This is a genomic window from Xanthomonas sp. NCPPB 3569, from assembly GCF_041475645.2.
GTDB lineage: Bacteria > Pseudomonadota > Gammaproteobacteria > Xanthomonadales > Xanthomonadaceae > Xanthomonas > Xanthomonas phaseoli.
This window is the reverse complement of record NZ_CM192969.1, coordinates 5069606-5094381: the sequence shown is the minus strand read 5'-3', so window position 1 is coordinate 5094381 and position 24776 is coordinate 5069606. Positions and strand designations below refer to the sequence as shown.

Sequence of the window (24776 nt, the reverse complement as noted above, 5' to 3'; positions counted from 1 at the left end):
CAAAGTGTGATCATCTGTTGCCGGCTGCGGCGCGCAGAAAAGCGCCGTGCTCGCAGCCCGGTAGTGAAAAGAGGATGGACCAGCCTAGCACCGAGGGCAGGGTTTTCCCAGAGTTATTCACAGGGCCATCCACAGGGCGCCGCCGTCCTCATCTGCGGTAAAGCAAGCAGGGTGTTGACCGGAGCCGCGGCAGGCTATAGAATTACCGGTTCTATTCGTCTCCATCCATGCAGAGGGCCCCATGGCCACCAAGCGTACTTTCCAACCCAGCAATCTCAAGCGAGCACGCGATCATGGCTTCCGCGCACGTATGGCAACCGCCGACGGCCGCAAGATCCTGGCTCGCCGCCGCGCCAAGGGCCGCAAGCGCCTGAGCGCTTGATTGCCGCGCCGCTCCCTGCGGCCGAGGCAGTCCCTACCGTGAACGCATCGAACCCGCGCAGGCGATTTCCTCGCTCTGCGCGGGTTCGTACGCGTGCGCAATATACGATCGTTTTCGACGCTGCACGTCGCACCTCGGACCCACTCCTGAGCCTGCACTGGCGCACCGGCGATACGCCGCCGCGCCTGGGCATGGCGGTGTCGCGCAAGGTCGATACGCGCGCGGTCGGACGTAACCGCATCAAACGTGTGCTGCGCGATGCCATGCGGCATCTGCTGCCCGAGCTGGCCGGTGGTGATTACGTCATCGTGGCGCGCTCGGCGGCGGCAAAAGCGACCAATCCACAGATTCGCGATGCCTTCGTGCGTCTGCTGCGCCGTGCCGGCGCATTGCCCCTGCCTGCTGCGCCCGGCACAATGCCGCCCGCCAGGACGGTGCGCCCATCCTCCCCTTCCCCGACAGAGCCGGAACTGTAGTTCCGACTGAGCGAGTGCTGCCCGATGAACCAGACCCGTGTTTTCCTGATTTTTGCCTGGCTGATGGTCGCGGCGTTGCTGTGGATGGAGTGGGGCAAGGACAAGGCGGCTGCCAATGCGCCGGTGGTCGCGGCGACGCAGTCGGTGCCGGCGGCGCGCGACCTGGATGCGGCAGCGCCGAGCGCGGCCAATGTACCTTCGGCCCAGGCCATTCCGCAGGCCGGCGCGCTGGGCACCGTGCCGGCGACCAGCAGCACTGCGGCGACACCGGCTGCTGCCGGCGCTGCGCCGGTGGTGACCCTGACCTCGGACGTGCTGCGCCTGAAGCTGGATGGCCGCAGCGTGCTCGATGCCGAGCTGCTGCAGTTCCCGCAGACCAAGGACGGCACCGCGCCGGTCAGCCTGCTGACCGAAGATCCGGCGCACCCCTATAACGCCACCAGCGGCTGGGCCAGCGAGCATTCGCCGGTGCCGGGTGTGGGCGGCTTCCGCGCCGAGCAGCCGGGCACGACGTTCGAACTGGCCAAGGGCCAGAACACGCTGGTGGTGCCGTTCGTCTGGAATGGCCCCGACGGCGTCTCGATCCGTCGCACCTTCACCCTGGAGCGCGGCCGCTATGCGATCTCGATCAAGGACGAGGTGATCAACAAGAGTGGCGCGCCGTGGAACGGCTACGTGTTCCGCAAGCTGAGCCGGGTGCCGACCATCCTCAGCCGCGGCATGACCAATCCGGACTCATTCAGCTTCAATGGCGCGACCTGGTACAGCCCGCAGGAAGGCTATGAGCGCCGCGCGTTCAAGGACTACATGGACGACGGTGGCCTGAATCGCCAGATCACCGGCGGCTGGGTGGCGCTGCTGCAGCACCACTTCTTCACCGCCTGGATTCCGCAGAAGGACCAGGCCTCGCTGTACGTGCTGGCCCAGGACGGCCCACGCGACGTGGCCGAGCTGCGTGGACCGGCCTTCACCGTGGCGCCGGGCCAGACCGCCAGCACCGAAGCGCGCCTGTGGGTGGGCCCGAAGCTGGTCAGCCTGATCGCCAAGGAAGACGTCAAGGGCCTGGACCGCGTGGTCGATTACAGCCGCTTCTCGATCATGGCCATCATCGGCCAGGGCCTGTTCTGGGTGCTGAGCCATCTGCACAGCTTCCTGCACAACTGGGGCTGGGCCATCATCGGCCTGGTGGTGCTGCTGCGTCTGGCGCTGTATCCGCTGTCGGCTGCGCAGTACAAGTCCGGTGCCAAGATGCGTCGCTTCCAGCCCCGCCTGGCGCAACTCAAGGAGCGCTACGGCGACGATCGCGTCAAGTACCAGCAGGCGACGATGGAGCTGTTCAAGAAGGAAAAGATCAACCCGATGGGCGGCTGCCTGCCGCTGCTGATCCAGATGCCGATCTTCTTCGCGCTGTACTGGGTGCTGGTGGAGTCGGTGGAACTGCGCCAGGCGCCGTGGCTGGGCTGGATCCAGGATCTGACTGCGCGCGACCCGTACTTCATCCTGCCGCTGCTCAACATCTCGATCATGTGGGCCACGCAGAAGCTGACCCCGACCCCGGGTATGGACCCGATGCAGGCCAAGATGATGCAGTTCATGCCGCTGGTGTTCGGCGTCATGATGGCCTTCATGCCGGCCGGCCTGGTGCTGTACTGGGTGGTCAACGGCGGCCTGGGTCTGTTGATCCAGTGGTGGATGATCCGCCAGCACGGCGAGAAGCCGAGCAAGATCATCCAGGCCAACGCCAAGTAAGTTCACCAAGGCCCGCCGCAAGGCGGGCTTTCTGCATGTCAGCCCGCATGTATTGCCTGTTGTCTGTTTCGCCAAGGACGCCGTCGTGACCACATCGCCGTTGCATCGCCTGTTGCTGTGCGCAAGTTGCGTGGGAGTGCTGGCGTTGGCCGGCTGCGGCACGCAGGACGCCAGCGACGCTGCCGCCGCCGCGAAGCCCACTGCTGCAACGCGTGCTGACACGCAGGCGGACAAGACCGGGAACGCCACCGGTGCATTGATCGCGCAACTGCGCCAACATCTGGACCGGCACCGCCGCATCATCGTGCTGCTGGCCGATGAGGACACGCAAACACCACGCGATCGCGCCACCTCCAGCAGCGTGGGCCAGCAGTTGTTTCACGAAAACCTGGAGCAGCGCGAGCGCATTGCCGCATCGTTCGACAGCGTGCTGATCTCCCAAGACGCACGCCGGTTCGCGACGATTGCCGCGGTGCTGGACGAAGTGGAATCTGCGCCGGATCTGTTCGATGCCGACCGCCTGGCATTTGCCGAGGTGCTGCGCGATCTGCATGCACGCATCGGCCGCGACTCTGCATTGCCGGCGGTGAAACTGCATCAGCGCATCGGCGAGGATCTGGAAGCGCTGGACGAGATCGAGCGCAGCTACGACAAAGAGTTGACGCAGATCTTCAGTCGTTTCGATCGCAGCCGCGCCATCGTGCCCAAGCGCGAGAAATGGGGCGACTACGTGGCGCATCTGCGCACGCTCTACACGCGCGAGAACATCCTGCGCGACCATGGCGTGGTCGAGCCGTACCCGTTGTCCGCGCGCGACAGCGAAGTGTTCGGCCGCGACCTGCCGCCCAAGACGGTGGTGCTCACCTTCGACGATGGCCCGCACAAGGCCTACACCGAGGAGATCGTGGCGATTCTCAAGCGCTACGATGTGCCAGGCGTGTTCTTCGAAGTGGGGCGCAATCTCGGCAGTGTGGATGCCGCCGGCAAAGCGCAACTTGCGCCGCTGTCCAAGATCAGCCACACGCTGATGGAAGAAGGCTACGCCGTGGGGAACCACAGCCTGACCCACGCACAGTTGTCCAAAACCACTGGCGATGCAATGCGTCGCCAAGTGCTGGATACCGACATGTTGCTGCGTGCGGTGGACGACAAACGCGCGCCGCTGTTCCGGTTTCCGTATGGCGCACGCAATGCGGAAGGCTTGCAGCTGCTGGGCGAGGCCGGCCTGAAATCGATCATGTGGAACATCGACTCGCTGGACTGGGCCGACCCGGTGCCCGAATCCATCGTGCAGCGCGTGCTCGATCAAGTGAACAAGGAGCAGCGGGGCATCGTGCTGTTCCATGACATCCACGATCGCGCAGTGAAAGCGCTGCCTCAGATTCTGGATCGGCTCATCGCCGACGGGTACCAGTTCGCCGGCTGGAATGGCCGTGAGTTTTCGGTCGCGCGTGCACCCAGCGCAATGGCCGATGCCACGGTGACCACCGGCTATGCGAAATCGTGGGCGATCGTGATCGGTATCGACGACTACGCGCAGTGGCCCAAGCTGGAATATGCGGCCAACGATGCGCAGGCAATTGCCAGTACCCTGACTGGGCCGTTGGGATTTCCGTCCTCGCAAGTGATCGTGCTCAAGGACGGGCAGGCCACGCGCAACAATATCCTGGCCGCATTCCACGACCGCCTCGGCGAAGGCCGTGCACAAACCAACGACCGCGTGTTCGTGTTCTTTGCCGGGCATGGCGCCACACGACGGCTCGCTTCCGGTCGCGATCTTGGTTACATCATTCCGGTCGACTCGGACCCGCAGCATCTGGCCAGCGATGCGATCGCAATGAGCGATTTGCAGAACATCGCCGAAAGCCTGCAGGCCAAGCACGTCTTCTTCGTGATGGATGCGTGCTACAGCGGGCTGGGATTGACGCGTGGCGGGCCGACGTCCAGCGCGTACCTGCGCGAGAACGCGCGGCGTATTGCGCGCCAGATGCTCACCGCCGGCGGCGCCGATCAACAGGTGGCCGACAGCGGGCCCAATGGGCATTCGGTGTTCACCTGGGTGCTGTTGCAGGCATTGGCCGGCAAGGGCGACCTCAATGGCGATGGCTTGATCACCGGAACCGAACTGGCCGCGTACGTGGCGCCTGCAGTCTCGGCAGTCTCGGCGCAGACGCCGGCCTTCGGCAGCCTGCCCGGTTCGCAAGGCGGCGAATTCGTGTTCCAGGTTCCCAGCGGCGAAGAATTTCTCACTGCGCAGACCGCGCAGCTGTCGGCCGATGCGATTGCGCTCAACTCACGCGTGGACGCAGCGCGCCCTGTGCCGGCCGCAGCCGGTGCGACAGCGGCTGCAGCGCCGGTGACGGTGAAGACCCTGCAAGGTGGTCAGGCCACGCTGGTGTTGCCCACCGCAGTGAAGAGCAGCGATCGCCAACGCGCACAGCTGGCCAACGAACGCGGCCTGCAGTTGTACAAGGAACAGCGCTATGCCGACGCGGCCGAGCAATTTGCCGAGGCACTGAAGCTGCGCCCGGATTTTGCGCTGGCGGCCAACAACCTGGGCTTTGTGTATTACCGTCAGGGGCGCTTTGCCGAATCGGCGCGCTGGCTGGAAAACACCTTGAAGATCGATCCCTCGCGCGCGGTGGCCTATCTCAATCTCGGCGATGCATATGCGAAGGCAGGTGATCGCGACAAGGCGCGCAAGGCCTATTCCACGTACCTGGAATTGCAGCCGCAAGGCAGTGGTGCCGAGCAGGCGCGCGCGCAGCTGCAATCGTTGTGACCGGACGTCGCGACACGACACGGCGTGCAGACGCCAGTCAGCGCGAATGTCGCCACGGCAGGTGATTCAAAGGAACCCGCACACACGCGGATCGGCACTGGTGGCCGCGCCGTTTAAAATCTCTGTGTCCCTTTTCAATCCTCGTTAGAGCAGTGCCCATGGCGTCTTCCACCTCTACCATCGTTGCCATTGCCAGTGCTGCCGGAATCGGCGGTGTGGGGATCGTGCGCCTGTCCGGGCCGCAGTCGGTGCAGATCGCAGCGCAGCTTGGAATCGCGGTGCTGCAGCCGCGGCATGCGCACTACGCGCGTTTTCGCGACGGGCAGGGCGCCGTCATCGACGATGGCATTGCGCTGTGGTTCAACGCGCCGCACAGCTTTACCGGCGAAGACGTCGTCGAGCTGCAAGGCCATGGCAGCCCGGTGCTGTTGCGGCAACTGGTTGCCCGCTGCATCGAACTGGGGGCACGCCAGGCACGCGCCGGTGAGTTCAGCGAACGTGCCTTTCTCAACGGCAAGCTCGATCTTGCGCAGGCCGAGGCGATCGCCGACCTGATCGCAGCCGGCGACCTGAGGGCGGCACGCGCAGCGCGGCGCGCACTGGACGGGGTGTTTTCGCAACGGGTCGATGCATTGGCCGAAACCCTGACCCGCCTGCGCATCCATGTCGAGGCCGCCATCGACTTTGCCGACGAGCCCCTCGATACCTTGGGCGGGAACCAGCTACGCGATGGTCTGGGCCAGGCGCGCAACGTACTCGCGCAGCTGCTGCGCGATGCCGAACGCGGACGCAAGTTGCGCGACGGCCTGCATGCGGTGTTGATCGGTCCGCCCAACGCCGGCAAGAGTTCCCTGCTCAATGCGCTGGCCGGTAGCGACCGTGCGATCGTCACCGATGTTGCCGGCACCACCCGCGACACCTTACGCGAAGCCATCCAGCTCGACGGGTTCGAGTTGACCCTGGTCGATACCGCCGGCCTGCGCGATGGCGGCGATGCGATCGAACGCGAAGGCATGCGCCGCGCACGTGCCGAGCTGGAACGCGCCGACCTGGCGCTGGTGGTGCTGGATGCACGCGACCCGCAGGCCGCCCGCGATGCCATCGGCGATGCCATCGATGCGGTGCCGCGTCAGCTGTGGATCCACAACAAGTGTGATCTGCTTGCCGATGCCGCGCAGATCGATGCCAACGCGATCGCCGTTTCGGCCGTGACCGGGCAGGGACTTGAGCAATTGCACACCCGCCTGCGCGAGCTTGCACTGGGCGATGGCGTGGACAGCGTCGATGGCGAATTCTCCGCCCGCACCCGGCATGTCCAAGCGCTGCGTCGCGCCGAACGCCACGTGGACGCTGCCGATCTGGAACTGGGTTTCGAGCAGCTGGAACTGGCTGCCGAAGAACTGCGCCTGGCACATGAAGCGCTCGGCGAGATCACCGGAAAGCTCAGTGCCGATGACCTGCTCGGCAAGATCTTCTCGAGTTTTTGCATCGGCAAGTGATGCGTGGTGTGCAGCGCGCTGGGGCGGGCGGGAACCGTTGAACCGGCCGCGGTCAAACGCATCTGCCGCCGCACATCATCGGCGTGGACGGCGATGCGGGCGCAAACGCTCGCACCTCGTCCGAGCCCAGCAGGCGCAGCGGCCGTGCGCTTGCCGTGGACTACATCACCCCAGGCAATACGGTCTTCAGCGCCTGGCCTTCGGCGTTGCACGCAGCCACCGCGGACGCAGCCGGCTGCTTGGCCTGCGCCTGTTCGATCTCGCGGCGTGCGGCGGCCAGGTCTTTTTCGAACGCAGGATTGGCGTGCAATGCGGCGACCGTGGCGGCGCCCACCACGCGGCCCTGGGTGACATCGCTCTGCCAGTGCACGTTGCAGACTAGGCGGCTGTCGCCGAAGGCGCGGCCGCGCGCGAGCAGGGCATCGCGGCGGGCAGGGGCGATTTCCGACAGGATCAGGCCCCAGGTCCAGCCGATGGCGGTGTGGCCGGAGGGGTAGGAGCCGTTCTTGCGCAGCGCCGCGTCATCGGCCGGGGTGCACATCGGTTGGGCGTTGCGCATGAAAGGACGCGGGCGTTGGTAGCGTGCCTTGGCGGCGCTGGTCGCGGTGCTGGCATCGCGCATGCTGCGTTCGAGCAGACCGATCAGATGCGGGGTGCTGGTCTGGTCGATCTGGATGCCCAGCGCGCAGCTGAAGTGCGTGGCGGCAGCCGGAAAGCTCAGGACCGCGTCCTGCGCGGCCAGCTCCCAGCGCGGTGTCCCGCGCAGGGCGAGCATGGCCTTGGCGACTGCCTCGTCGTTGGCGAGCGCAGCGCTGCCCTCCTGCGGTGGCGGTGGTACCAGCTGCACGCTGTCGGGCAGTTGTTGTTGTTCTAGATACCCATGCGCGTCGGTGGCGAGCACCGAATCTTTCGAGGCTGGCTTGTCGCGTGCACTTGCGATGCCGCTGCCGATCAACAGTGCGGCGACGGCAACGCTGACCAGCGTCCGATGAAAGTGGCGAGCACTGCGCTGGGACATAGCAACCTCAGACAACACGAATGGAAGAGCCCGCAGATTACGACGGCTCGATGACAGCTGCATGCCAAGGCAACGCAGCAACGGCGAGGGATGCGAAACGGTTGTCGTTGCACTGTCATGTTTCGGTCGCATCGACGCAAGACAACTGTCGCACGCTTGCCGCCATCTTTTGACTCGTCCCCAACGCCGCTCATGCCCAAGACCCATCAATTAAGTGCCGCCGTTCTCGCCGCGCTCGTGCTCGCACCTGCCGTTTACGCCGCCGACCTTGAGGTGTCTGCCGATACCGGTGCGACGGTGCAGCAACTCGATGCGGTGTCGGTGATCGGTCAGGGCGAAACGCGCCAGGTGCAGCGCATCACCCAGCAGGACATCCCGGTATTGCCGCCAGGTACCAGCATCCAGAAGCTGCTCAACCGCATGCCGGGCGTCAATGTGCAATCCAACGATGCATTCGGTGCCAACGAAGAGTCGCAGACGATCAGCCTGCGCGGTTTCAACGGCACGCGCCTGGGCTATACGCTCGACGCTCTGCCGCTGGGCGATAACGCGTATGGCAACTACAACGGCCTCAACATCAGCCGCGCATTGATCGCAGAAAACTTCGGCGGCGTGGAGCTGGCCTCGGGCATCGGTGCGTTGGGCACGGCGTCGACCAGCAACCTGGGCGGCACCATCCAGTATTACTCGGCCGATCCGTCCAGCGTATTCGGCGGCCAGGTCTCGCAGACGGTGGGCTCCGACGCCAACCGCCGCACCTTCCTGCGCGTGGATACCGGCGACTACAACGGGTTTTCGGCGTATGTGTCCGGCATCAATGCCGAAGCGGACATGTGGGCGCGCCCGGAATCGCCGACCACCACGCGGCAGTTCAATGCCAAGGGCGTGTACCAGTTCGATGGCGGCAAGCTGACCGCATTCGCCGATACCTCGCGGACCTCGCAGGCCGACTATGCGTATCTGTCCAAGAGCGGCATGGCGCGTGGCCTGGGCTGGGACTGGAATCTGTACGCGCCGGACTGGAACCGCGCCTTGGCCGCAGCGTATTGCGCACCGGCCACGCGCAACGCCGCGCGTTGCGGCTTCAGTGGCGGCGTGGACAACATCGACGATGCGTATTACCAGAGCCGCGCCTTGCGCGACGACGACCTGTTCTATGTCGCCGGCGACTTCCAGCCCAACGATGCGATCAGCCTGCACACGCAGGTCTATCACCACGAAAACAAGGGCCAGGGCCACTGGTGGTCGCCGGGCCAGGCCTCCAACCCCGGCACGCCGCAGGCATTGCCGATCTCCATCCGCAGCACCAATTACTGGATCAACCGCACCGGCGGCATCGCCTCGCTCGGGTGGGAGTTGGGCCCGCATCACCTGGAAGCGGGCCTGTGGTATGAGCGCAATCACCATGATGTGGAGCGCAACTTCTACTGGATCACCGGGCCGGTCAGCGACGATAAGTTCCTGCAGAATCCCAACCGTCGCCTGTTCTCGCAGAACTACGTCATCACCACGCGCCAGTTCTATGTGCAGGGCAATTTCAAGTTCTTCGATGAGCGTCTGAGCCTGGACCTGGGCATCAAGAGCCCGAGCACGGAAATGACCGCGCGCGAGACGCCGGGCGTGGCGGTGGAAGCGCCGGTGGCCACCGGCTCGCTCAAGGCCAGCGAATCGGTGTTGCCGCAGATCGGCTTGGGCTATCGCCTGGCCGAAGGCCAGGAAGTGTTCACCTCGTACGCGGAAAACATCGCCGCATTCCAGGGCGGCGGCGCCGGCGGCCCGTTGCTGGTGACCCAGGCCTCGTTCGATGCCAGCGTCGGCGCATTGGAGCCGGAGAAATCGCGCACGCTGGAAGCGGGCTATCGCTTCGTGCGCGACCGCTTCGAAGCCTCGCTGGTCGGCTACGACGTGACCTTCGATAACCGCCTGCTTTCGCTCAACCCCTGCGCCAGCATCCAGCAGGGCACGACGCCGGCATGCACCACGCGCTTCTTCAACGTCGGCTCGGTGAGCAGCCGCGGCGGCGAACTGACGGTGATCTGGAAGCCGACCAGCTACCTGCAATGGTACAACTCGGCCTCGATCAATCGCTCCACCTACGACGACAACTACGTGCAGAACGGGGTGGTGATTCCCACCGCCGGCAAGTACACCGTCGACACGCCCAAGCGCATGTTCGCCAGCGAACTGGCCTTCAATTACGGGCCTTGGAATCTCAACCTGCGCGGGAAGTACACCGGCCAGCGCTATTACACCTATACCAACGACCAGGGCTTTGGCGGCTACACCGCCTTCGATGCGGGCGGCGGTTATGACTTCGGCCAGGTCGGTGTGCTGCAGGGTCTCAAGCTCTCGCTCAATGTCACCAACCTCACCGACAAGCGTTACGCCTCCAATCTCACCGCGTTCGCCAACACCGACCCGAACGGGCGTCAGCTGGCCTTCCATGCCAGTGCGCCGCGGCAAGTGTTCTTGACGCTGGATGCCAAGTTCTGAGGACGCGAATCGGGAATCGGGAGTGGGGAATCGTAAGAGCCGGTCTTGCGGTTGCTTACCGATTTCGGTTTCGATCGACGCAGACGGTTTTAGGCTGGCTCACAAGACGTCGCAAGCGATTTTCCGGCGGGTGCGGACGATGCAGCGGAAGCGGGATGTACAGTCGTACCTCCCGCGCCGCCCATCGAGTGGACTCGCCTGGCGGCCATACGTCGATTCGGTACCTGTTTTTCGTTGGAGAGATGCATGACGCAGTTCGGTCGTATCTGGTTGGTGGGAGCGATGATGGTTGGCACGAGCGGCCCTGCAGTTGCCGAAGCGCCGCTGGCCAAGACGGTGCAGATCTTTGCGCACCGCGGCGCCAGTGCGCTGCGTCCGGAACACACCCTGGCCTCTTATGCCAAAGCCATTGTCGATGGCGCCGATTTTGTCGAGCCGGATCTGGTGTCGACGAAGGATGGCGTGCTGATCGCGCGGCACGAGAACGAGATCGGCGGCACCACCGATGTGGCGAGCCATCCGGAGTTCGCGGCGCGCAAGACGCGCAAAACCATCGATGGCCAGGCGATGGAAGGCTGGTTTACCGAAGATTTCAGCCTGGCCGAGTTGAAGACGCTACGTGCGCGCGAGCGACTGCCGCAGCTGCGCGGCACGCGCTGGGACGGGCAATTCCAGGTCGTGACCTTCGATGAAATCATCGATTTCGTCGCTGCAGAATCGGCAGCGACCGGGCGCGCCATCGGGCTCATTCCGGAGATCAAGCACCCGAGCTATTTCAAGGCGCTTGGCCTGCCGATGGAAGACAATGTGCTGGCCACCTTGCAGGCGCATGCCTATACCCGGACTGCGCCGGTGATCATCCAGTCGTTCGAGACCGGCAACCTGCGCTATCTGCGCAGCAAGATCGGCCGCACCAGCAACATCAGCCTGCTGCAGTTGCTCGGTGGCGCGCAGGTGGCGCTGCCCGATGCCGGCGCGGACGGTGCGCCGAAGACCTACGGGCAGATGATCACGCCCGACGGCCTCAAGCAGGTCGCACGCTATGCCGACGCAATCGGCCCCGACATCCGTAGCATCATCCCGCTGGATGCGCAGCAACGCCTGGGGACGCCCACCCTCCTGGTGCACGATGCGCATGCGGCCGGTTTGCAGGTGCAGCCCTACACCTTCCGACCGGAGAACTACTTTCTGGCCGCCAACAACCGCAGCAGTGGCGCGGTGACCGAGCGCAACGACGCCGGTGCATTGGTCGAGTTGCAGGCGTATCTGGATGCCGGGATCGATGCGTTCTTCGCCGACGATCCGGGCCTGGCGCGGCGCGCGTTGAGCGGGCATTCCTTGCGCTAGCCAGCAGCCGTAGGAGCGTGCCAGCGCGCGACGAGCTCTGCCGGTAAAGCCCATCGCGCGCGGGCACGCTCCTACGCAGAGCAGAGCAACGCCATCGATCGCGCGGGCAAAGTTGAGACGTGATCTGAACGCCGGTATCGATGCGTTTTCGCCGATGACCTTAGCATGGCGTGGCGCGCATTGAGCGGGCACCGTCGCGTCAGGTAGCGCCTGTAGGAGCGCACCCGGGCACGACGAAGCGTTACCGGGGAAGCTCCATCGCGCCCGGGCGCGCTCCTACGCATGGCATGGCAACGCGATCGACCCACTCGTAGTTGCCTGATACGTCTCAGGTTCCCGGCGGGCGTTCGCGCGGCGGGAAATGCAGCACCACGTTGTCTGAGCCATCGTCCTGGCGCTGCCACAGCACGGGCACCTGACGCGGCGGTGGCGGTTCCAGCATCGCGTGCTCGGGGTTGCTCACTTCCCAGGCAGCGTCTTCGTCCTCGTCTTCCCAGCTGTAGCGCGGCCTGGCCTGTTGCGGGTCGCGCAGGCGCAGCAGCAGGGCGGCGATCAACCCGGCCACCGCACCGCCCAGATGCGATTGCCAGGACACGCCGGCTTCGTGCGGCAGGATGGTCATCAGCATGCCGCCGTAGAACAGGAAGGCGATCATGCTGGTGGCGATCGCGGGGCGGTCGCGGCGTAGCAAGCCCAGCACGAACACCAGGAACATCAGCCCGTGGGTCACGCCGCTGGCACCCAGGTGCCGGCTGCCGGGTTCGCCCAGCAGCCACGCGCCCAGGCCCGAGCCCAGCCACAACAGCGGCAGCGCCATCACGGTGGCACGCGGATACACGCTGCCGGCCAGCGTGCCCAGGATCAGCAGCGCGGCGGCATTGGCGCCCAGGTGCGCCAGCGAGCCGTGCAGCAGCGGTGCGGTAAGGATGCCGAGCAGGCCGTCGGCCTGTAGCGGCGCCACCGCCCAGGCGCGCCAGTCGAACATGCCCTGGGCGGTGAATACCGCCACCAGCAACAACACGGCGGCCAGGCTGATGTTGAAGGCACGCAAGATCCGGGAACGATCCAGGCGAGCTTGGGTGGTGGTTTCTGCGGCGGCAACAGGATGCGGTGTCATACCTTCACGGATGGCGTCGCACGGGGGTTTTACAAGCCTGCCCGGCGCGGGATAAGCAGGCCCGGCGACGGGATAATCCAATCCCGGCGCCGATCGTTGGCGCATCCGCCTGCGCCACATCACGGATGATCTGTTGCTTGGCTGCAGGGTCCTTGCCCGCCCACCATCGCCGGACACGCTACAAGTACGTCCTTGTGAGCTCTGGCGCGGCATCCATGCCGCGCAAGGTCCCGCGACGGTGAGCGGGCAAGGACCAGTGGAGATGGTCGGTGCGCCTGTTTTCAACAAAGCCACCTACAACTCTTTGGTGCGGTGTCCTCGCCGCTTGCGAGACCGTTGGCGGCATGGATGCCGGCATCGAGTCCCCAGGGACGGGTTCACGGTGTGTCCCGCGAGCGGTGAGGGCACCGCGCCCTCGACTCACCTAGCTTTTGATTGTTGATCGTCGCTTGGCTGCAGGGCCCTTGCCCGCCCACCATCGCGGGACACGCTGCACGTACGTCCTTGTAGGCGCTTACGCAGCGTCCATGCCACATAAGGTCCCGCGCCGGTGAGCGGGCAAGGACCTGTCGAGATGGTCGACGCGCATGGTTGCCAGCAGTGCAGGCTGCGCCACCAATCCCGAATCCCGACTGCCCAATCCCGGCCCCTCAGTGCCCGGCAGGCTTGGGTGGGCGCAGCAGGCTCAGCACGATGGTGCCCACCAGGATCGCCACCACCACGCCCAGCGACACCAGCACCGGGATCTTGTACAGATCGATGATCATCATCTTGATGCCGATGAACACCAGGATCACCGCCAGGCCGTAGGGCAGCAGGTGGAAGCGGTCGGCCATGCCGGCCAGCAGGAAGAACATCGCGCGCAGGCCCAGCACCGCGAACACGTTGGAGGTGAGCACGATGAACGGGTCGGTGGTGATCGCGAAGATCGCCGGGATGCTGTCCACCGCGAAGATCACGTCGATCACCGCGATCAGGATCAGCACCACGAACAGCGGCGTAAACCAGCGCTTGCCGTCCTTGATCACGCTGAGCAGGTTGCCGTGGTACTGCGGGCTCAGGCGCAGGTGCCGGCGCATCCAGCGCAGCACCGGGTTGGCTTCCAGATCCGGCTCCTTGCCGGCGGAGAACCACATCTTGATGCCGGTCAGCAGCAGGAACGCGCCGAACACGTAGAGCAGCCAATGGAACTTGGCCAGCAGCATCGAGCCGGCAAAGATCATGATCGCGCGCAGCACGATCGCGCCCAGCACACCGATGATCAGCACGCGCTGGCGCTGTTCTTCGGGCACGCCGAAGTAGGTCATCACCATCAGGAACACGAAGATGTTGTCGACCGCCAGGGATTTTTCCACCAGGTAGCCGGTGAGGAACTGCAGCCCGATCTGGTCGGCCTGCGCGTCCCCGACGCTGCCTTGCAGGTACCACCACAGCCCGGCATCGAAGGCCAGCGCCAGCAGCACCCAACCGATGCTCCACCAGGTGGCTTCCTTGAAGGTCACCTTGTGGGCGCCCCCGTGGCGCATCAGCACCAGATCGATCAGCAGCGCGGCGACCACCACCACCGCGAAGCCACCCCATAACCAGACGTTGCCAATGGTTTGCATAAGAATCCCGAAAAAGTGAAAGCGGCCTGGACAGCCGGTTGGGCTGAGGCCTTGTGACACGGAAATCGTGGATTCCGGGTGACGGACCTTCGCCTGCGCGGCGAAGGTCTCGCTCGCAACCGGCTGGGCCGGTTGCCGTTGCACCGGAGCGCCTGATGCCAGGGCTCGTCATGACGGCGACAACGCTGGGAGCTACTCCCCTTCTGCGCCCGATTCTGCGTGCCCGGCGCAGGCACGTCAATCCAGCCGGATACAATGGGCCGATGAATATTCCAGTCCCCCTCGTCCGTCTCAAGAATGCCTGGCGCTCCAGCCACCCGTGGATCTTCCAGAAGTTGGTGGAAAAGCCTGCCGCCAAGCCCAAGCCCGGCACCATCGTCGATGTGGTCGGCGTGGACGGGGAGTGGGTCGGGCGCGGCTTCTACAACGGCCATTCGCGCATTGCCGTGCGCATCCTGGAAACCGACCGGTCGGTACCGGTGGATGCGGGCTGGTTCTCGCGCAAGATCGCCGCGGCAGTGAGCCTGCGCCGCGACTGGCTCAAGCTCGATGGCGTGTCCGATGCCTGGCGCGTGGTGCACAGCGAAGGCGACGGCCTGTCCGGCCTGGTGGTGGACCGCTACGGCGACCTGGTGGTGGTGGAGTTCTTCGCCGCCGGCATGTTCCGCCACCGCGAATGGATCTACGAGGCGCTGCGCGAACAGTTCCCCGGCTGCCGCTTCCACAGCTTTGCCGACGAGCACGTGCAGAAGCAGGAAAGCTTCGACTTCCACAGCAACACCACCACGGAAGCTGCGGTGATCACCGAGCACGGCATCAAGTTCCGCGCCGACCCGGCCGGTGCGCACAAGACCGGCTTCTTCGCCGACCAGCGCGACAACCGGCAGTGGCTGAGCGAGCAGGTGGACGGCAAGACCGTGCTGGACCTGTGCTGCAACACCGGCGGCTTTGCGGTGTATGCGGCCGCCCGTGGGGCAGCCGAGGTGCTGGGCGTGGACATCGACGAAGACGTCATCGCCATCGCCAAGGGCAACGCCAAGCTCAATAACGTGCGGCCCAAGTTCGTGCAGGCCGACATCTTTCCGTGGCTGCGCGACGCGGCCAATCGCGGCGAACAGTTCGATGTGGTGATCCTGGACCCGGCCAAGATGACCCGCGACCGCGACCAGGTGATCCCCGCGCTGAAGAAGTACCTGGACATGAATAAATTGGCGCTGGGCGTGGTCAAGCCCGGCGGCCTGTTCGCCACCTTCTCGTGCACCGGCCTGGTGGCCGAGCAGGAGTTTCTGGACATGCTGCGGCGCGCCTCGTATTTCTCCGGCCGCACCATCCAGATCCTGAAAGTGGCCGGCGCCGGTTCCGATCATCCGTTCATGGCGCATGTGCAGGAATCGCGCTATTTGAAGGCGGTGTTCTGCCGGGTGATGTAGCAGCGCGTTGCGGCGGAAGACGGTCTGCCGCGTTGCAGGCAGCGTCTTCCGCGCCGCGATGCCATCGCATCGCCGGCCAGCAGTAGGTCGAAGCAGACATGCAACCAGGAGCCGGCGATGACCTCCAGCGACGAAGACGAACGCAAGGCCCTGCGCCGGTTGCTGCGTGAGATTGAGCGGCCTAATGCCAGCCTGCTGGCCAGCAACTGGCCGGTGTTCGGCGTGTGGCTGCTGTTTTCCGGGGCCTTCATGTACCTGTTCCAGACTGGCGACGGTTCGCCGCTGCACCCGTTGCTGCTGGCGCTGGGCTCGACCTGTCTGGGCGTGTTCGGTGCGTGGATCGTGTTCCGTTCGGTGTGGGCGCGGCAGTGGCCGCATGTGCGCGAGCACATCGATGTGGACAGCGTGCGCGCGCGGCTGGCGGAACTGGAGGACTGACGCGGCAGCGCGCGTAGCGATCCACGCGCGCTGGGCTGGCGGACGTATCCCACCGCTGCGCAACTACCGTCGGCGGGTGGCGCCGTCATTGCCGGTATTGCGGGGCCTTGCTTGACACGGTGGCGCGTGGTCGCGCCGTCGGCATCGCCACCTCATCGGCGTTGCAACTTGCACATCGCACGCTATGCCGCGCGGATTGACCGCAGCGCTGCAGCGTCCCATGTGTGCCGCAGTGCGCATGCAGCAAGCCGCTATGATCGGCTCACCCCCACTGCCTGAGAGATCGCATGCACCTGCGTCGGCTGTGCCTGTCTGTCGCGTTGTTGCTGGCCGCCGCGCCGCCTGCACATGCACTGGAATTTTCCAAGGCCGAACTGGCGCGCGCGACTGCCCTGCAGAAACGCCTGGTCACGCTGGATTCGCATCTGGACACGCCGGCCAATCTGGAGCGCGCCGACTTCGATGTGCTGCAGGCGCATGCCGGCAACCGCCTGTCGCAGGTGGATTACCCGCGCATGGTCGAAGGCGCGCTCGATGGCGGTTTTTGGGCGGTCTACACCGGCCAGGGCAATCGCAGTGCAGCCGCGCACCTGGACGACCGCGATGCCGGCCTGCAGCGTCTGCTGAAGATCCACACATTGGTGGCCGCGCAACCGCAGCGTTTTGCGTTGGCCACCACGCCGGCCGATGCCACGCGCATCAAGGCCGACGGCAAGCGCGTGGTGTACATCAGCATGGAAAACGCCAGCCCGCTGGTGGCCGATCCCAGCTTGCTGCGCTTCTATTACGCGCAGGGGCTGCGCTTGATGAGCACCGTGCACTTTCTCAACAACGAGTTCGCCGATTCGGCCACCGACCCCAAGGGCGCCGAATGGAACGGCCTGAGCCCGGCCGGCAAACAGCTGGTGCAACAGGCACAGGCGCTGGGCATCGTGATCGATCAATCGCATGCCTCCGATGCGGTGTTCGACCAGTTGATTGCGCTGTCGCCGGTGCCGATCGTGCTCTCGCACAGCGGCGCGCGTGCGGTCTACAACCACCCGCGCAACATCGACGATGCACGCCTGAAGGTGCTGGCCGCGCATGGCGGGGTGATCCAGGTCAATTCCTACGGCGGCTATCTGGTGGACAGCGGCGCCAGCCCCGAGCGCAAGGCGGCCGAGAAGGCGCTTACCGACCAGTACGGCGGCTGGGAGCACGTCAAGATCGCCGACGGCACCAAACTCAGCGCCGCGCTGAAGGACCTGGATGCACGCTACCCGATCAAGCGCGCCACCGAAGAAGACTTCTTCGCGCATCTTGAGCACATCTTGGCCGTGGTCGGGCCCGAGCACGTGGGCATCGGCATGGATTGGGACGGCGGTGGCGGCGTGGTGGGCCTGGAAGACGTCTCCGACCTGCCGCGTATCACCGCATGGCTGCTGCGCAAGGGCTACAGCGAACAGCAGATCGCCGGCATCTGGGGCGGCAACCTGTTGCGGGTGATGGGCCAGGCGCAGGCGTATGCGGCGGGGAATCGGGAATCGGGAAGGGGGAATCGGTGAAGCAGGCTGCCGGGATTCGGTGGTGGTGATTCGGGATTCGGGAGTCGCACGGCTGGCGGTGCGCGCGGATGTGGTGCCGGCTGCTGCATCGGACCCGCCGGGATGGGGAAGTCCGCGCGTTGCCGGTGCGGCGTCTCGAACGATTCGCCAGCCGTGCACCTAGCGCCGATCCTCAGGCGCGTTCCGGTTCGGCCGATGCCGCGCGTGCCTGGTCCGAAATCGAGCGCGACTCCACCACGTCGCGCGCAGGCGTCGGGTGAGTGCGGGTGGTACATGCCACAGTGTGCACCGGCCGCCTGACGCAGTCCTTAGGCATTTGCACAAAAAGTGGGCCGTGCAGGCGTCTAAACCGGCAGCACCCTGACGAAGATTCCGTAAAAACGCTCAATCTAGAATGCGTCGACCGCCTACCCGGTGTCGGCGCTGCCGCACTGTGCACCGGCTGGCCGACCGACTGCTGGAGCGTGCGATGACCCAAGCTACCCGGCCCCTGCCGCCCCCCGATGGCATGGGCCCGACCTACCGCAAGATCCTGTGGCGGCTGATCCCGTTCCTGTTCGTCTGCTACCTGTTCAATTACCTGGACCGGGTCAATGTCGGCTTCGCCAAGCTGCAGATGCTGGGCGATCTGGGCATGAGCGAGACCGTGTACGGGCTGGGCGCGGGGATCTTCTTCATCGGTTACCTGGCCTGTGGAGTACCGAGCAACCTGATCCTGCAGCGCATCGGTGCCCGGCGCTGGGTGGCGATCATGATGGTCAGCTGGGGCCTGCTTGCTGTTCGTGCGCACCCCGGCCGGGTTCTACACCCTGCGCCTGCTCACCGGTGCGGCCGAGGCGGGCTTCTTCCCCGGCATCGTGCTGTACCTGACGCGCTGGTTCCCGCGTGCCCGGCATGGTCGGGTCATGACCGTCTTCATGTCGGCGATCCCGATCTCCGGGGTGCTGGGCGGGCCGTTGTCCGGTTGGATCCTGGGTCACTTCTCGGCCGGGCAGGGCGGGTTGGCCGGCTGGCAGTGGATGTTCCTGCTGCAGGGCCTGCCGACCGTGCTGCTGGGCATCGGGGTGTGGTTCCTGCTCAGCGACGGCGTGCAACAGGCCAGCTGGCTCACCCCCCAGGAAAAACAGGACCTGGCAGGCGTGCTGGCCGAGGACGAAGCAGGCAAGCCGGCCGGCGCGTCCACCTCGCTGGGCGCGGTACTGCGCAATCGGGCGGTGTGGCTGCTGGGCACGGTGTACTTCTGCATCCAGAGCGGGGTGTATGCGATCAACTTCTGGCTGCCGTCGATCATCCAGGGCAGCGGCGTCACCGACCCGATCCGCATCGGTCTGATGAGCGCCATCCCGTACCTGGCTGCTGCGGTGTTCATGGTGTTGATGGGCCGCTCGGCCGACCGCCGCGGCGAGCGGCGCTGGCATCTGGTGGTTCCGCTGCTGATGGGCGCGGCCGGCCTGTGCATCGCCGCCAGCGTCACCGACAACCTGGGTTTGGCCTTGTTCGGCATGACCCTGGCCACGATGGGGGCGGTCAGCGGCTTGCCGCTGTTCTGGCCGCTGACCAACGGCTTTCTCACCGCCGCGGCGGCGGCCGGCGGGCTGGCGCTGATCAATTCCACCGGCCAGGTGGCCGGTTTCCTCAGCCCGTATCTGGTGGGCTGGATCAAGGACGCCACCCACAGCACCGAGGTGGCGCTGTACGTGCTGGCCGGCGCCATGCTGCTGGGTGCCGCGCTGGTGCTGCGGGTGCCGGCGCGCGCGGTGAACCGGTGATGCGTCCGTCCCAGCGAGTGTGCCCATGAAGATCGTCATTGCCCCCGATTCGTACAAGGAAAGCCTGTCTGCGCTGGAAGTGGCCACGCAGATCGAGGCGGGCTTTCGCGAGGTCTTCCCCGACTGGCAGTACCACAAGGTGCCGGTTGCCGACGGCGGCGAAGGCACCGTCGACGCGCTGGTGGCCGCCACCGGCGGGCGGGTGGTCGCCTGCACCGTCAGCGGCCCGCTCGGCACCCCGGTGCAGGCGTTCTTCGGCCTGACCGGCGACGGCCGCACCGCGGTGATCGAAATGGCCGCCGCCAGCGGCCTGGCGCTGTTGCCGCCGGCCGAGCGCGCGCCGCTGCACACCAGCACCGCGGGCGTGGGCGAGCTGATCCTCGCCGCCTTGGACGCCGGCGCACGGCGTTTCATCATCGGCATCGGCGGCAGCGCCACCAACGACGGCGGCGCCGGCCTGGCGCAGGCCTTGGGCGTGCGGCTGCTGGATCGCCAGGGCGAGGCGATCGGTCCGGGCGGCGGCGCGCTGGCCACGCTGGCGCGCATCGACACCGAAGGCATGGATGTGCGGCTGCAGGATTGCCAGTTCGAAGTGGCCTGCGACGTGGACAACCCGCTGATCGGGCCGACCGGTGCCTCGGCGGTGTTCGGCCCACAGAAGGGTGCCACCCCCAGCATGGTGCGCCAGCTCGATCGCAACCTGCAGCACTACGCCGACCTGCTGCAGCGCGACCTGGGCGTACGGTTGCACGCGCTGCCCGGCGGCGGCGCGGCCGGCGGGCTGGGCGCGGCCTTGGTGGCGTATCTGGGCGCGCAGCTGCGGCCCGGGGTGGAGATCGTCGCCCAGGCGCTCGGGTTGGACGCGCTGGTCGCCCAGGCCGATCTGGTCATCACCGGCGAAGGTCGCCTGGACAGCCAGAGCCTGCATGGCAAGACCCCGGTCGGCGTGGCGCGGGTGGCGCAACGGCATGCCAAACCGGTGATCGCCATTGCCGGTTGCCTGGGCAACGGTGCTGCGCTGCTGCATGGCCACGGCATCGAGGCCATGTTCGCGGTGGTGCATCGTGCCTGCACGGTGGAACAGGCATTGGCCGAGGCCGCCAGCAACGTGCGCATCGCCGCGCGCAACGTGGCGGCAACGCTGCAGCTGGGCGGGGCATTGGCACAGGTCGGATCGGAGGGCGGGCGGGGCTGACGGCAGCGCCCGGATGGCCCGGACGGGCGGGGCGCATGCGCTCGCGTTCGAGGCGGGCCTCCTGGACAGCGGGCGCGCCCACTGCATGTACAACCCAACCGCGCGAAGGCCGCCGGCAGGCTTCGCACCGACCCCGGGCATCGGCCGCTGCGCCTCCACCGTCATACGCGTACGGAACACGTGCGACGCGAACATGCCACCGTAACCGCCCCCGATCGCGGCAACAGACCCCACGCCCATGCTCACGCTCGACCGCACCCTGGCGCAGTCCATCGTCGACCGCGCGATGACCATCATCGACGGCAACGTCAACGTGATGGACCACGCCGGCGTCATCATCGCCAGCGGCGAACCGGCGCGCATCGGCCAGCTGCACGAAGGCGCGTTGCTGGTGCTGTCCCGGCAGGGTCGGGTGGAGATCGACGCGGCGCTGGCGCAGCAGCTGGATGCGGTGCGCCCCGGCGTCAACCTGCCGCTGATCGCCGATGGCCGCATCGTCGGCTGCGTCGGGCTGACCGGCGACCCGCAGCGGATCGGGCAACAGGCCGAGCTGGTGCGCATGGCCGCCGAAGCGATGCTGGAACAGGCCGGGCTGCTGCGCCTGCTGGCGCGCGACGCGCGCCTGCGCGAGGAAGTCACGCTGGGCCTGATCCGTCCCGACGGCCCGGCCCCGGCGCTGGCTGGCTGGGCCGAGCGGCTCGGCATCGCGCTGGACCTGCCGCGTGTGGCGGCGGTGATCGAAGTGGAAAGCGACAGCCTGGACCTGGACGCGACGCTGGTGGAACTGCAGCGCCTGCACACCCTGCTGTCCACGCCCGAGCGCGGCAACCTGATCGCCGCTACCGCGCTCAACGAGCTGGTGGTGCTCAAGCCGGCACTGGACCGGCGTGGCCACTGGGACGTGGAGGAGCAGCGCCGTCGCGCGCACAGCCTGCTCGAGCGCATGCGCGCCAGCAGCCGGCTGCGCATCCGGCTGGCCCTGGGCCAGTATTTTCCGCAGTCCAACGGCCTGGCGTTGTCGCACCAGATCGCGCGCACCACCATGCGCATCGGCAAGGCGCGCACCCCGCAGGCGGACGCGTTCTTCTACGACGATTACCGCCTGCCGGTGCTGGTGGACGACCTGCGCCAGGCCTGGCAGGCCGAGGAACTGCGCAAGCCGCTGCAGGCACTGCTGGCGCAGGACCGTCGCTGTCAGTTGCTGAAGACCTTGTCGGTCTGGTTCGGCGCCGGCATGCGCATGGCCCCCACCGCCAAGGCGCTGGGCATTCATCGCAACACCCTGGATTACCGCATGCAGCGCATCCAGGAACTGTGCGCGGTGGACCTGGGCAATACCGACGACTGCATGCGCCTGTACCTGGCGCTGCAGATGCGCGACGACAGCGCCGCGACCGTGGCCAATACCGATGCGCACGCCCCCGACTGAGCGAGGCCACAACCGCCCTCATGCTGCGCTGTGCGGTGGCGCACGCAATGCCGCCTTGGCTGGTATGCGCAGTCCGCTAGACTGCGCGGATTGCCCGGCTGCGAGCGCTCCGTTGAACCAGTGCGATACCGTCGTGTCATCTGCGTCCAGCGAGGCCCAGCGCCTGGCACGTCTGGCGTTGTTGCAGGTGGTCGACACCGCCGCCGAGCCGTTCTTCGACGCCTTGGCCGCTGCCGCGCAGGCGATCGCCGGTACCCCCATCGCGCTGGTCTCGCTGGTGGACGAACATCGGCAGTGGTGGAAGGCCAACATCGGCCTGCCGGGGGTTTCGGAAACCCCACGCGAGCTGGCGTTCTGCGCCTACACCATCCAGGGCGATGCGGTGATGGAAGTGCGCGACGCGCCGGCCGACCCACGCTTCCACGACAACGCCCTGGTCACCGATGCGCCCGGTATCCGCTATTACGCCGGCGCCCCCATCGTGCTGCCGGATGGCCTACGCATGGGCACGGTATGCGTGATCGACCAGCGCCCGCGCGCGCTGGAGCCGGCGCAGTTGCAGGCCTTGCAGCAACTGGCCAGGGTGGCGGCCGAAGGCCTGGAGCAACGCCGCGTGATGCTCGAGCGCGAGACCGCCAACGCCCAGCTGCAGCAGCGGCTACGCGAGAGCGAGGCGTTCCTGGAGCGCACCGGGCGGGTGGCCGGGGTCGGCGGCTGGGAGGTGGATGTGGCCAGCGGCACGCTGATCTGGTCGGACCAGACCTGCCGCCTGCACGATGTTCCGCCCGGTTACCGGCCCAGCCTGACCGAGGCGATCGGCTTCTATCCGCTGGAAGCGCGCGCGGTCATCACCGAAGCGGTCGACGCCTGCGTGCGGGACGGCACGTCCTGGGATCTGGAGCTGCCGCTGACCAGCGCCACCGGGCGGAGGCTCTGGGTGCACAGCACCGGCTCGGTGGAACATGTGGATGGGCGCAAGCGCCTGATCGGTGCGGTCCAGGACGTGACCGACCGGCACCGGGCGGTGGACGCGCTGGCCGCCAGCGAGCGCAAGTTCCGCAAGATGTTCCAGTACAGCCTGGGCCTGATCTGCACCCACGACATGCATGGCCGGCTGGTCAGCATCAATCCGGCCGCCGCACGCTCGCTCGGCCGCAGCGTCGAGCAGATGGAAGGCCGCTCGCTGGTGGAATTCGTGCGCCCCGAGCGCCACGCCGCCTTGCGCGGGTACCTCTCGCGGATGGTGCTCGATGGCCAGGATTCGGGAGTGATCGAACTGGTGGCCGGCGACGGCAGCCTGCGTCACTGGCAGTACCACAACGTGCTGGACGTGGAATCGGACGCCACGGTGGTGCTGGCGCATGCCCAGGACATCACCAACCAGTACCGGCAGGAAAAGCAGCTGCTGGAATGGTCGTTCACCGATCCGCTCACCAACTGCTACAACCGCCGCTTCCTGGACGAGCTGGACAAGCGCGACCCCAGCGTGCGCTGGGGCTGCATCGTGGTGGATCTGGACAAGTTCAAACTGGTCAACGACACCCATGGCCACCAACGTGGCGACGAGGTGTTGGTGCAGATGGCGTGGTTCCTCAACCAGCCGCTGCGCACCCAGGACCGCCTGGTCCGCCTGGGCGGCGACGAATTCCTGGTATTGCTGCACCAGGCCACCCAGGCACAGCTGGATGCGTTGAAGCGCGACTACGTGGGGGCCATCGACGACGCGCCGATCCGCTTCACCCTGGGCACGGCCCTGCGCCAGGACGGCGAGGCGCTGGCGGCGGTGGTCGATCGCGCCGACCACTCGCTGTACTCGCTGCGTCGCGCCCGCCGCGGCACCGGCACCAGCGACCAGCGCTGAGCGGGCACCAGCGACCAGCGCTGAGCCTGCGCGCCACCTAAAGCTGCACCGAACCCATGTGACCGGCTGCGGGGACACGTGCCGATGAATACGCGATCGCCTATCATGTAAAGGTTTACAACTACATAGATTGGAATGGATACCTTCGATCGCACCCAGCTCAGCCCCAAGTGGCAGTTCCGCTTCGCCTTCTTCGACCGTCACGGCGGCCCCAGGGACCCTGCCTACAAAGAGGCGCTCAAGACCCTGCCGTTCGGGGAGAAGCTCAAGGTGGGCATGAACTTCTACGCGTTGTTCTTCGGCTTCATCTATTTCTTCATCCTGGGCCTGTGGCGCAAGGCGCTGGGCCTGATCGGCGTCGGCCTGGTGGTCGGCATCGTGGCCTCGTTCCTGCCCGCATCGATCGGTAACGCGCTGAGCATTCCACTGGCCCTGCTGGCCGGCATGAGCGCCAACTACGCCTACTACCTGGACAAGGTGAAGGGCAGCACCAGCTTCAACCCGTTCGAAGGCATGCGCTGGTAAGTGGCGCATCCGGGCGCCGGACCCTCCCACCGACGTCCTCCTCCAAGCCCGGTCGCATGACCGGGCTTTTTTGTGGGCGCGGTGTCGGTACCCGCAGCGTCAGCGACCCGACTTC

Annotated in this window: 17 protein-coding genes and 1 pseudogene; 15 read left to right on the top strand and 3 right to left on the bottom strand. The window is 66.3% G+C overall.

The window, feature by feature from the left end; translation table 11 throughout:
* Positions 1 to 241 precede the first annotated feature (241 nt).
* From rpmH to mnmE, 5 genes are all read left to right on the top strand, one after another.
* On the top strand, positions 242 to 382 hold the full coding sequence (gene rpmH / locus ACCQ03_RS21975; protein ID WP_002805908.1) for a 50S ribosomal protein L34: 141 nt from the start codon (positions 242 to 244) through the stop codon (positions 380 to 382).
* 38 nt (positions 383 to 420) lie between these two features.
* The gene (gene rnpA / locus ACCQ03_RS21970) at positions 421 to 858 is read left to right on the top strand and encodes a ribonuclease P protein component (RefSeq protein WP_081023078.1); all 438 of its coding nucleotides are present in this window, start codon (positions 421 to 423) and stop codon (positions 856 to 858) included.
* Between the two features lie 24 nt (positions 859 to 882).
* On the top strand, positions 883 to 2607 hold the full coding sequence (yidC, locus tag ACCQ03_RS21965) for a membrane protein insertase YidC (RefSeq protein ID WP_150147445.1): 1725 nt from the start codon (positions 883 to 885) through the stop codon (positions 2605 to 2607).
* Positions 2608 to 2692: 85 nt separating this feature from the next.
* Positions 2693 to 5389: a polysaccharide deacetylase family protein gene (locus ACCQ03_RS21960; RefSeq protein WP_209227146.1), complete on the top strand. Its 2697-nt coding sequence runs from the start codon at positions 2693 to 2695 to the stop codon at positions 5387 to 5389.
* A 158-nt stretch (positions 5390 to 5547) separates the two neighbouring features.
* Positions 5548 to 6888 (top strand): tRNA uridine-5-carboxymethylaminomethyl(34) synthesis GTPase MnmE, encoded by a 1341-nt coding sequence (mnmE, locus tag ACCQ03_RS21955; protein WP_057679966.1) that lies wholly within the window; start codon positions 5548 to 5550, stop codon positions 6886 to 6888.
* Positions 6889 to 7048: 160 nt separating this feature from the next.
* Here mnmE and ACCQ03_RS21950 read toward each other — a convergent pair whose 3' ends face one another.
* Complete coding sequence (locus tag ACCQ03_RS21950; RefSeq protein WP_017155985.1) at positions 7049 to 7906, bottom strand: acid phosphatase; 858 nt, start codon at positions 7904 to 7906, stop codon at positions 7049 to 7051.
* Positions 7907 to 8098: 192 nt separating this feature from the next.
* On the opposite strand from ACCQ03_RS21950, the gene ACCQ03_RS21945 reads away from it, so the two are divergent.
* A complete protein-coding gene (locus tag ACCQ03_RS21945; protein WP_209227147.1) occupies positions 8099 to 10399 on the top strand; it encodes a TonB-dependent receptor in 2301 nt (766 codons plus the stop codon).
* Positions 10400 to 10645: 246 nt separating this feature from the next.
* Positions 10646 to 11746 carry a glycerophosphodiester phosphodiesterase gene (locus ACCQ03_RS21940; protein WP_209227150.1) on the top strand — a complete coding sequence of 367 codons (1101 nt, stop codon included), beginning with the start codon at positions 10646 to 10648 and terminating at the stop codon, positions 11744 to 11746.
* Between the two features lie 328 nt (positions 11747 to 12074).
* On the opposite strand, the gene ACCQ03_RS21935 is transcribed toward ACCQ03_RS21940, so the two are convergent.
* Complete coding sequence (locus ACCQ03_RS21935; protein WP_057687104.1) at positions 12075 to 12863, bottom strand: rhomboid family intramembrane serine protease; 789 nt, start codon at positions 12861 to 12863, stop codon at positions 12075 to 12077.
* A gap of 650 nt (positions 12864 to 13513) precedes the next feature.
* Positions 13514 to 14470, bottom strand: a complete 957-nt coding sequence (locus tag ACCQ03_RS21930; protein WP_057677379.1) for a TerC family protein — start codon at positions 14468 to 14470, stop codon at positions 13514 to 13516.
* A 263-nt stretch (positions 14471 to 14733) separates the two neighbouring features.
* Between ACCQ03_RS21930 and ACCQ03_RS21925 the strand changes: the two genes are divergently transcribed.
* The 8 genes and pseudogenes from ACCQ03_RS21925 (at position 14734) to ACCQ03_RS21890 (ending at position 24661) form a co-directional block, all read left to right on the top strand.
* Positions 14734 to 15900, top strand: a complete 1167-nt coding sequence (locus ACCQ03_RS21925; RefSeq protein ID WP_057677378.1) for a class I SAM-dependent rRNA methyltransferase — start codon at positions 14734 to 14736, stop codon at positions 15898 to 15900.
* A 117-nt stretch (positions 15901 to 16017) separates the two neighbouring features.
* Positions 16018 to 16338, top strand: a complete 321-nt coding sequence (locus ACCQ03_RS21920; RefSeq protein WP_017155990.1) for a hypothetical protein — start codon at positions 16018 to 16020, stop codon at positions 16336 to 16338.
* A 287-nt stretch (positions 16339 to 16625) separates the two neighbouring features.
* Entirely contained in the window at positions 16626 to 17882 is a 1257-nt protein-coding gene (locus ACCQ03_RS21915; protein ID WP_209227151.1) for a dipeptidase, read from the top strand.
* Between the two features lie 469 nt (positions 17883 to 18351).
* Positions 18352 to 19651: pseudogene (locus ACCQ03_RS21910) on the top strand (MFS transporter).
* Between the two features lie 25 nt (positions 19652 to 19676).
* On the top strand, positions 19677 to 20846 hold the full coding sequence (locus ACCQ03_RS21905; protein WP_209227152.1) for a glycerate kinase: 1170 nt from the start codon (positions 19677 to 19679) through the stop codon (positions 20844 to 20846).
* Between the two features lie 238 nt (positions 20847 to 21084).
* Entirely contained in the window at positions 21085 to 22275 is a 1191-nt protein-coding gene (locus tag ACCQ03_RS21900; RefSeq protein ID WP_209227154.1) for a sugar diacid recognition domain-containing protein, read from the top strand.
* A 112-nt stretch (positions 22276 to 22387) separates the two neighbouring features.
* Positions 22388 to 24136: a sensor domain-containing diguanylate cyclase gene (locus tag ACCQ03_RS21895; RefSeq protein WP_039571241.1), complete on the top strand. Its 1749-nt coding sequence runs from the start codon at positions 22388 to 22390 to the stop codon at positions 24134 to 24136.
* Between the two features lie 135 nt (positions 24137 to 24271).
* Positions 24272 to 24661 carry a DUF2628 domain-containing protein gene (locus tag ACCQ03_RS21890; protein WP_008573104.1) on the top strand — a complete coding sequence of 130 codons (390 nt, stop codon included), beginning with the start codon at positions 24272 to 24274 and terminating at the stop codon, positions 24659 to 24661.
* Positions 24662 to 24776: the final 115 nt, after the last annotated feature.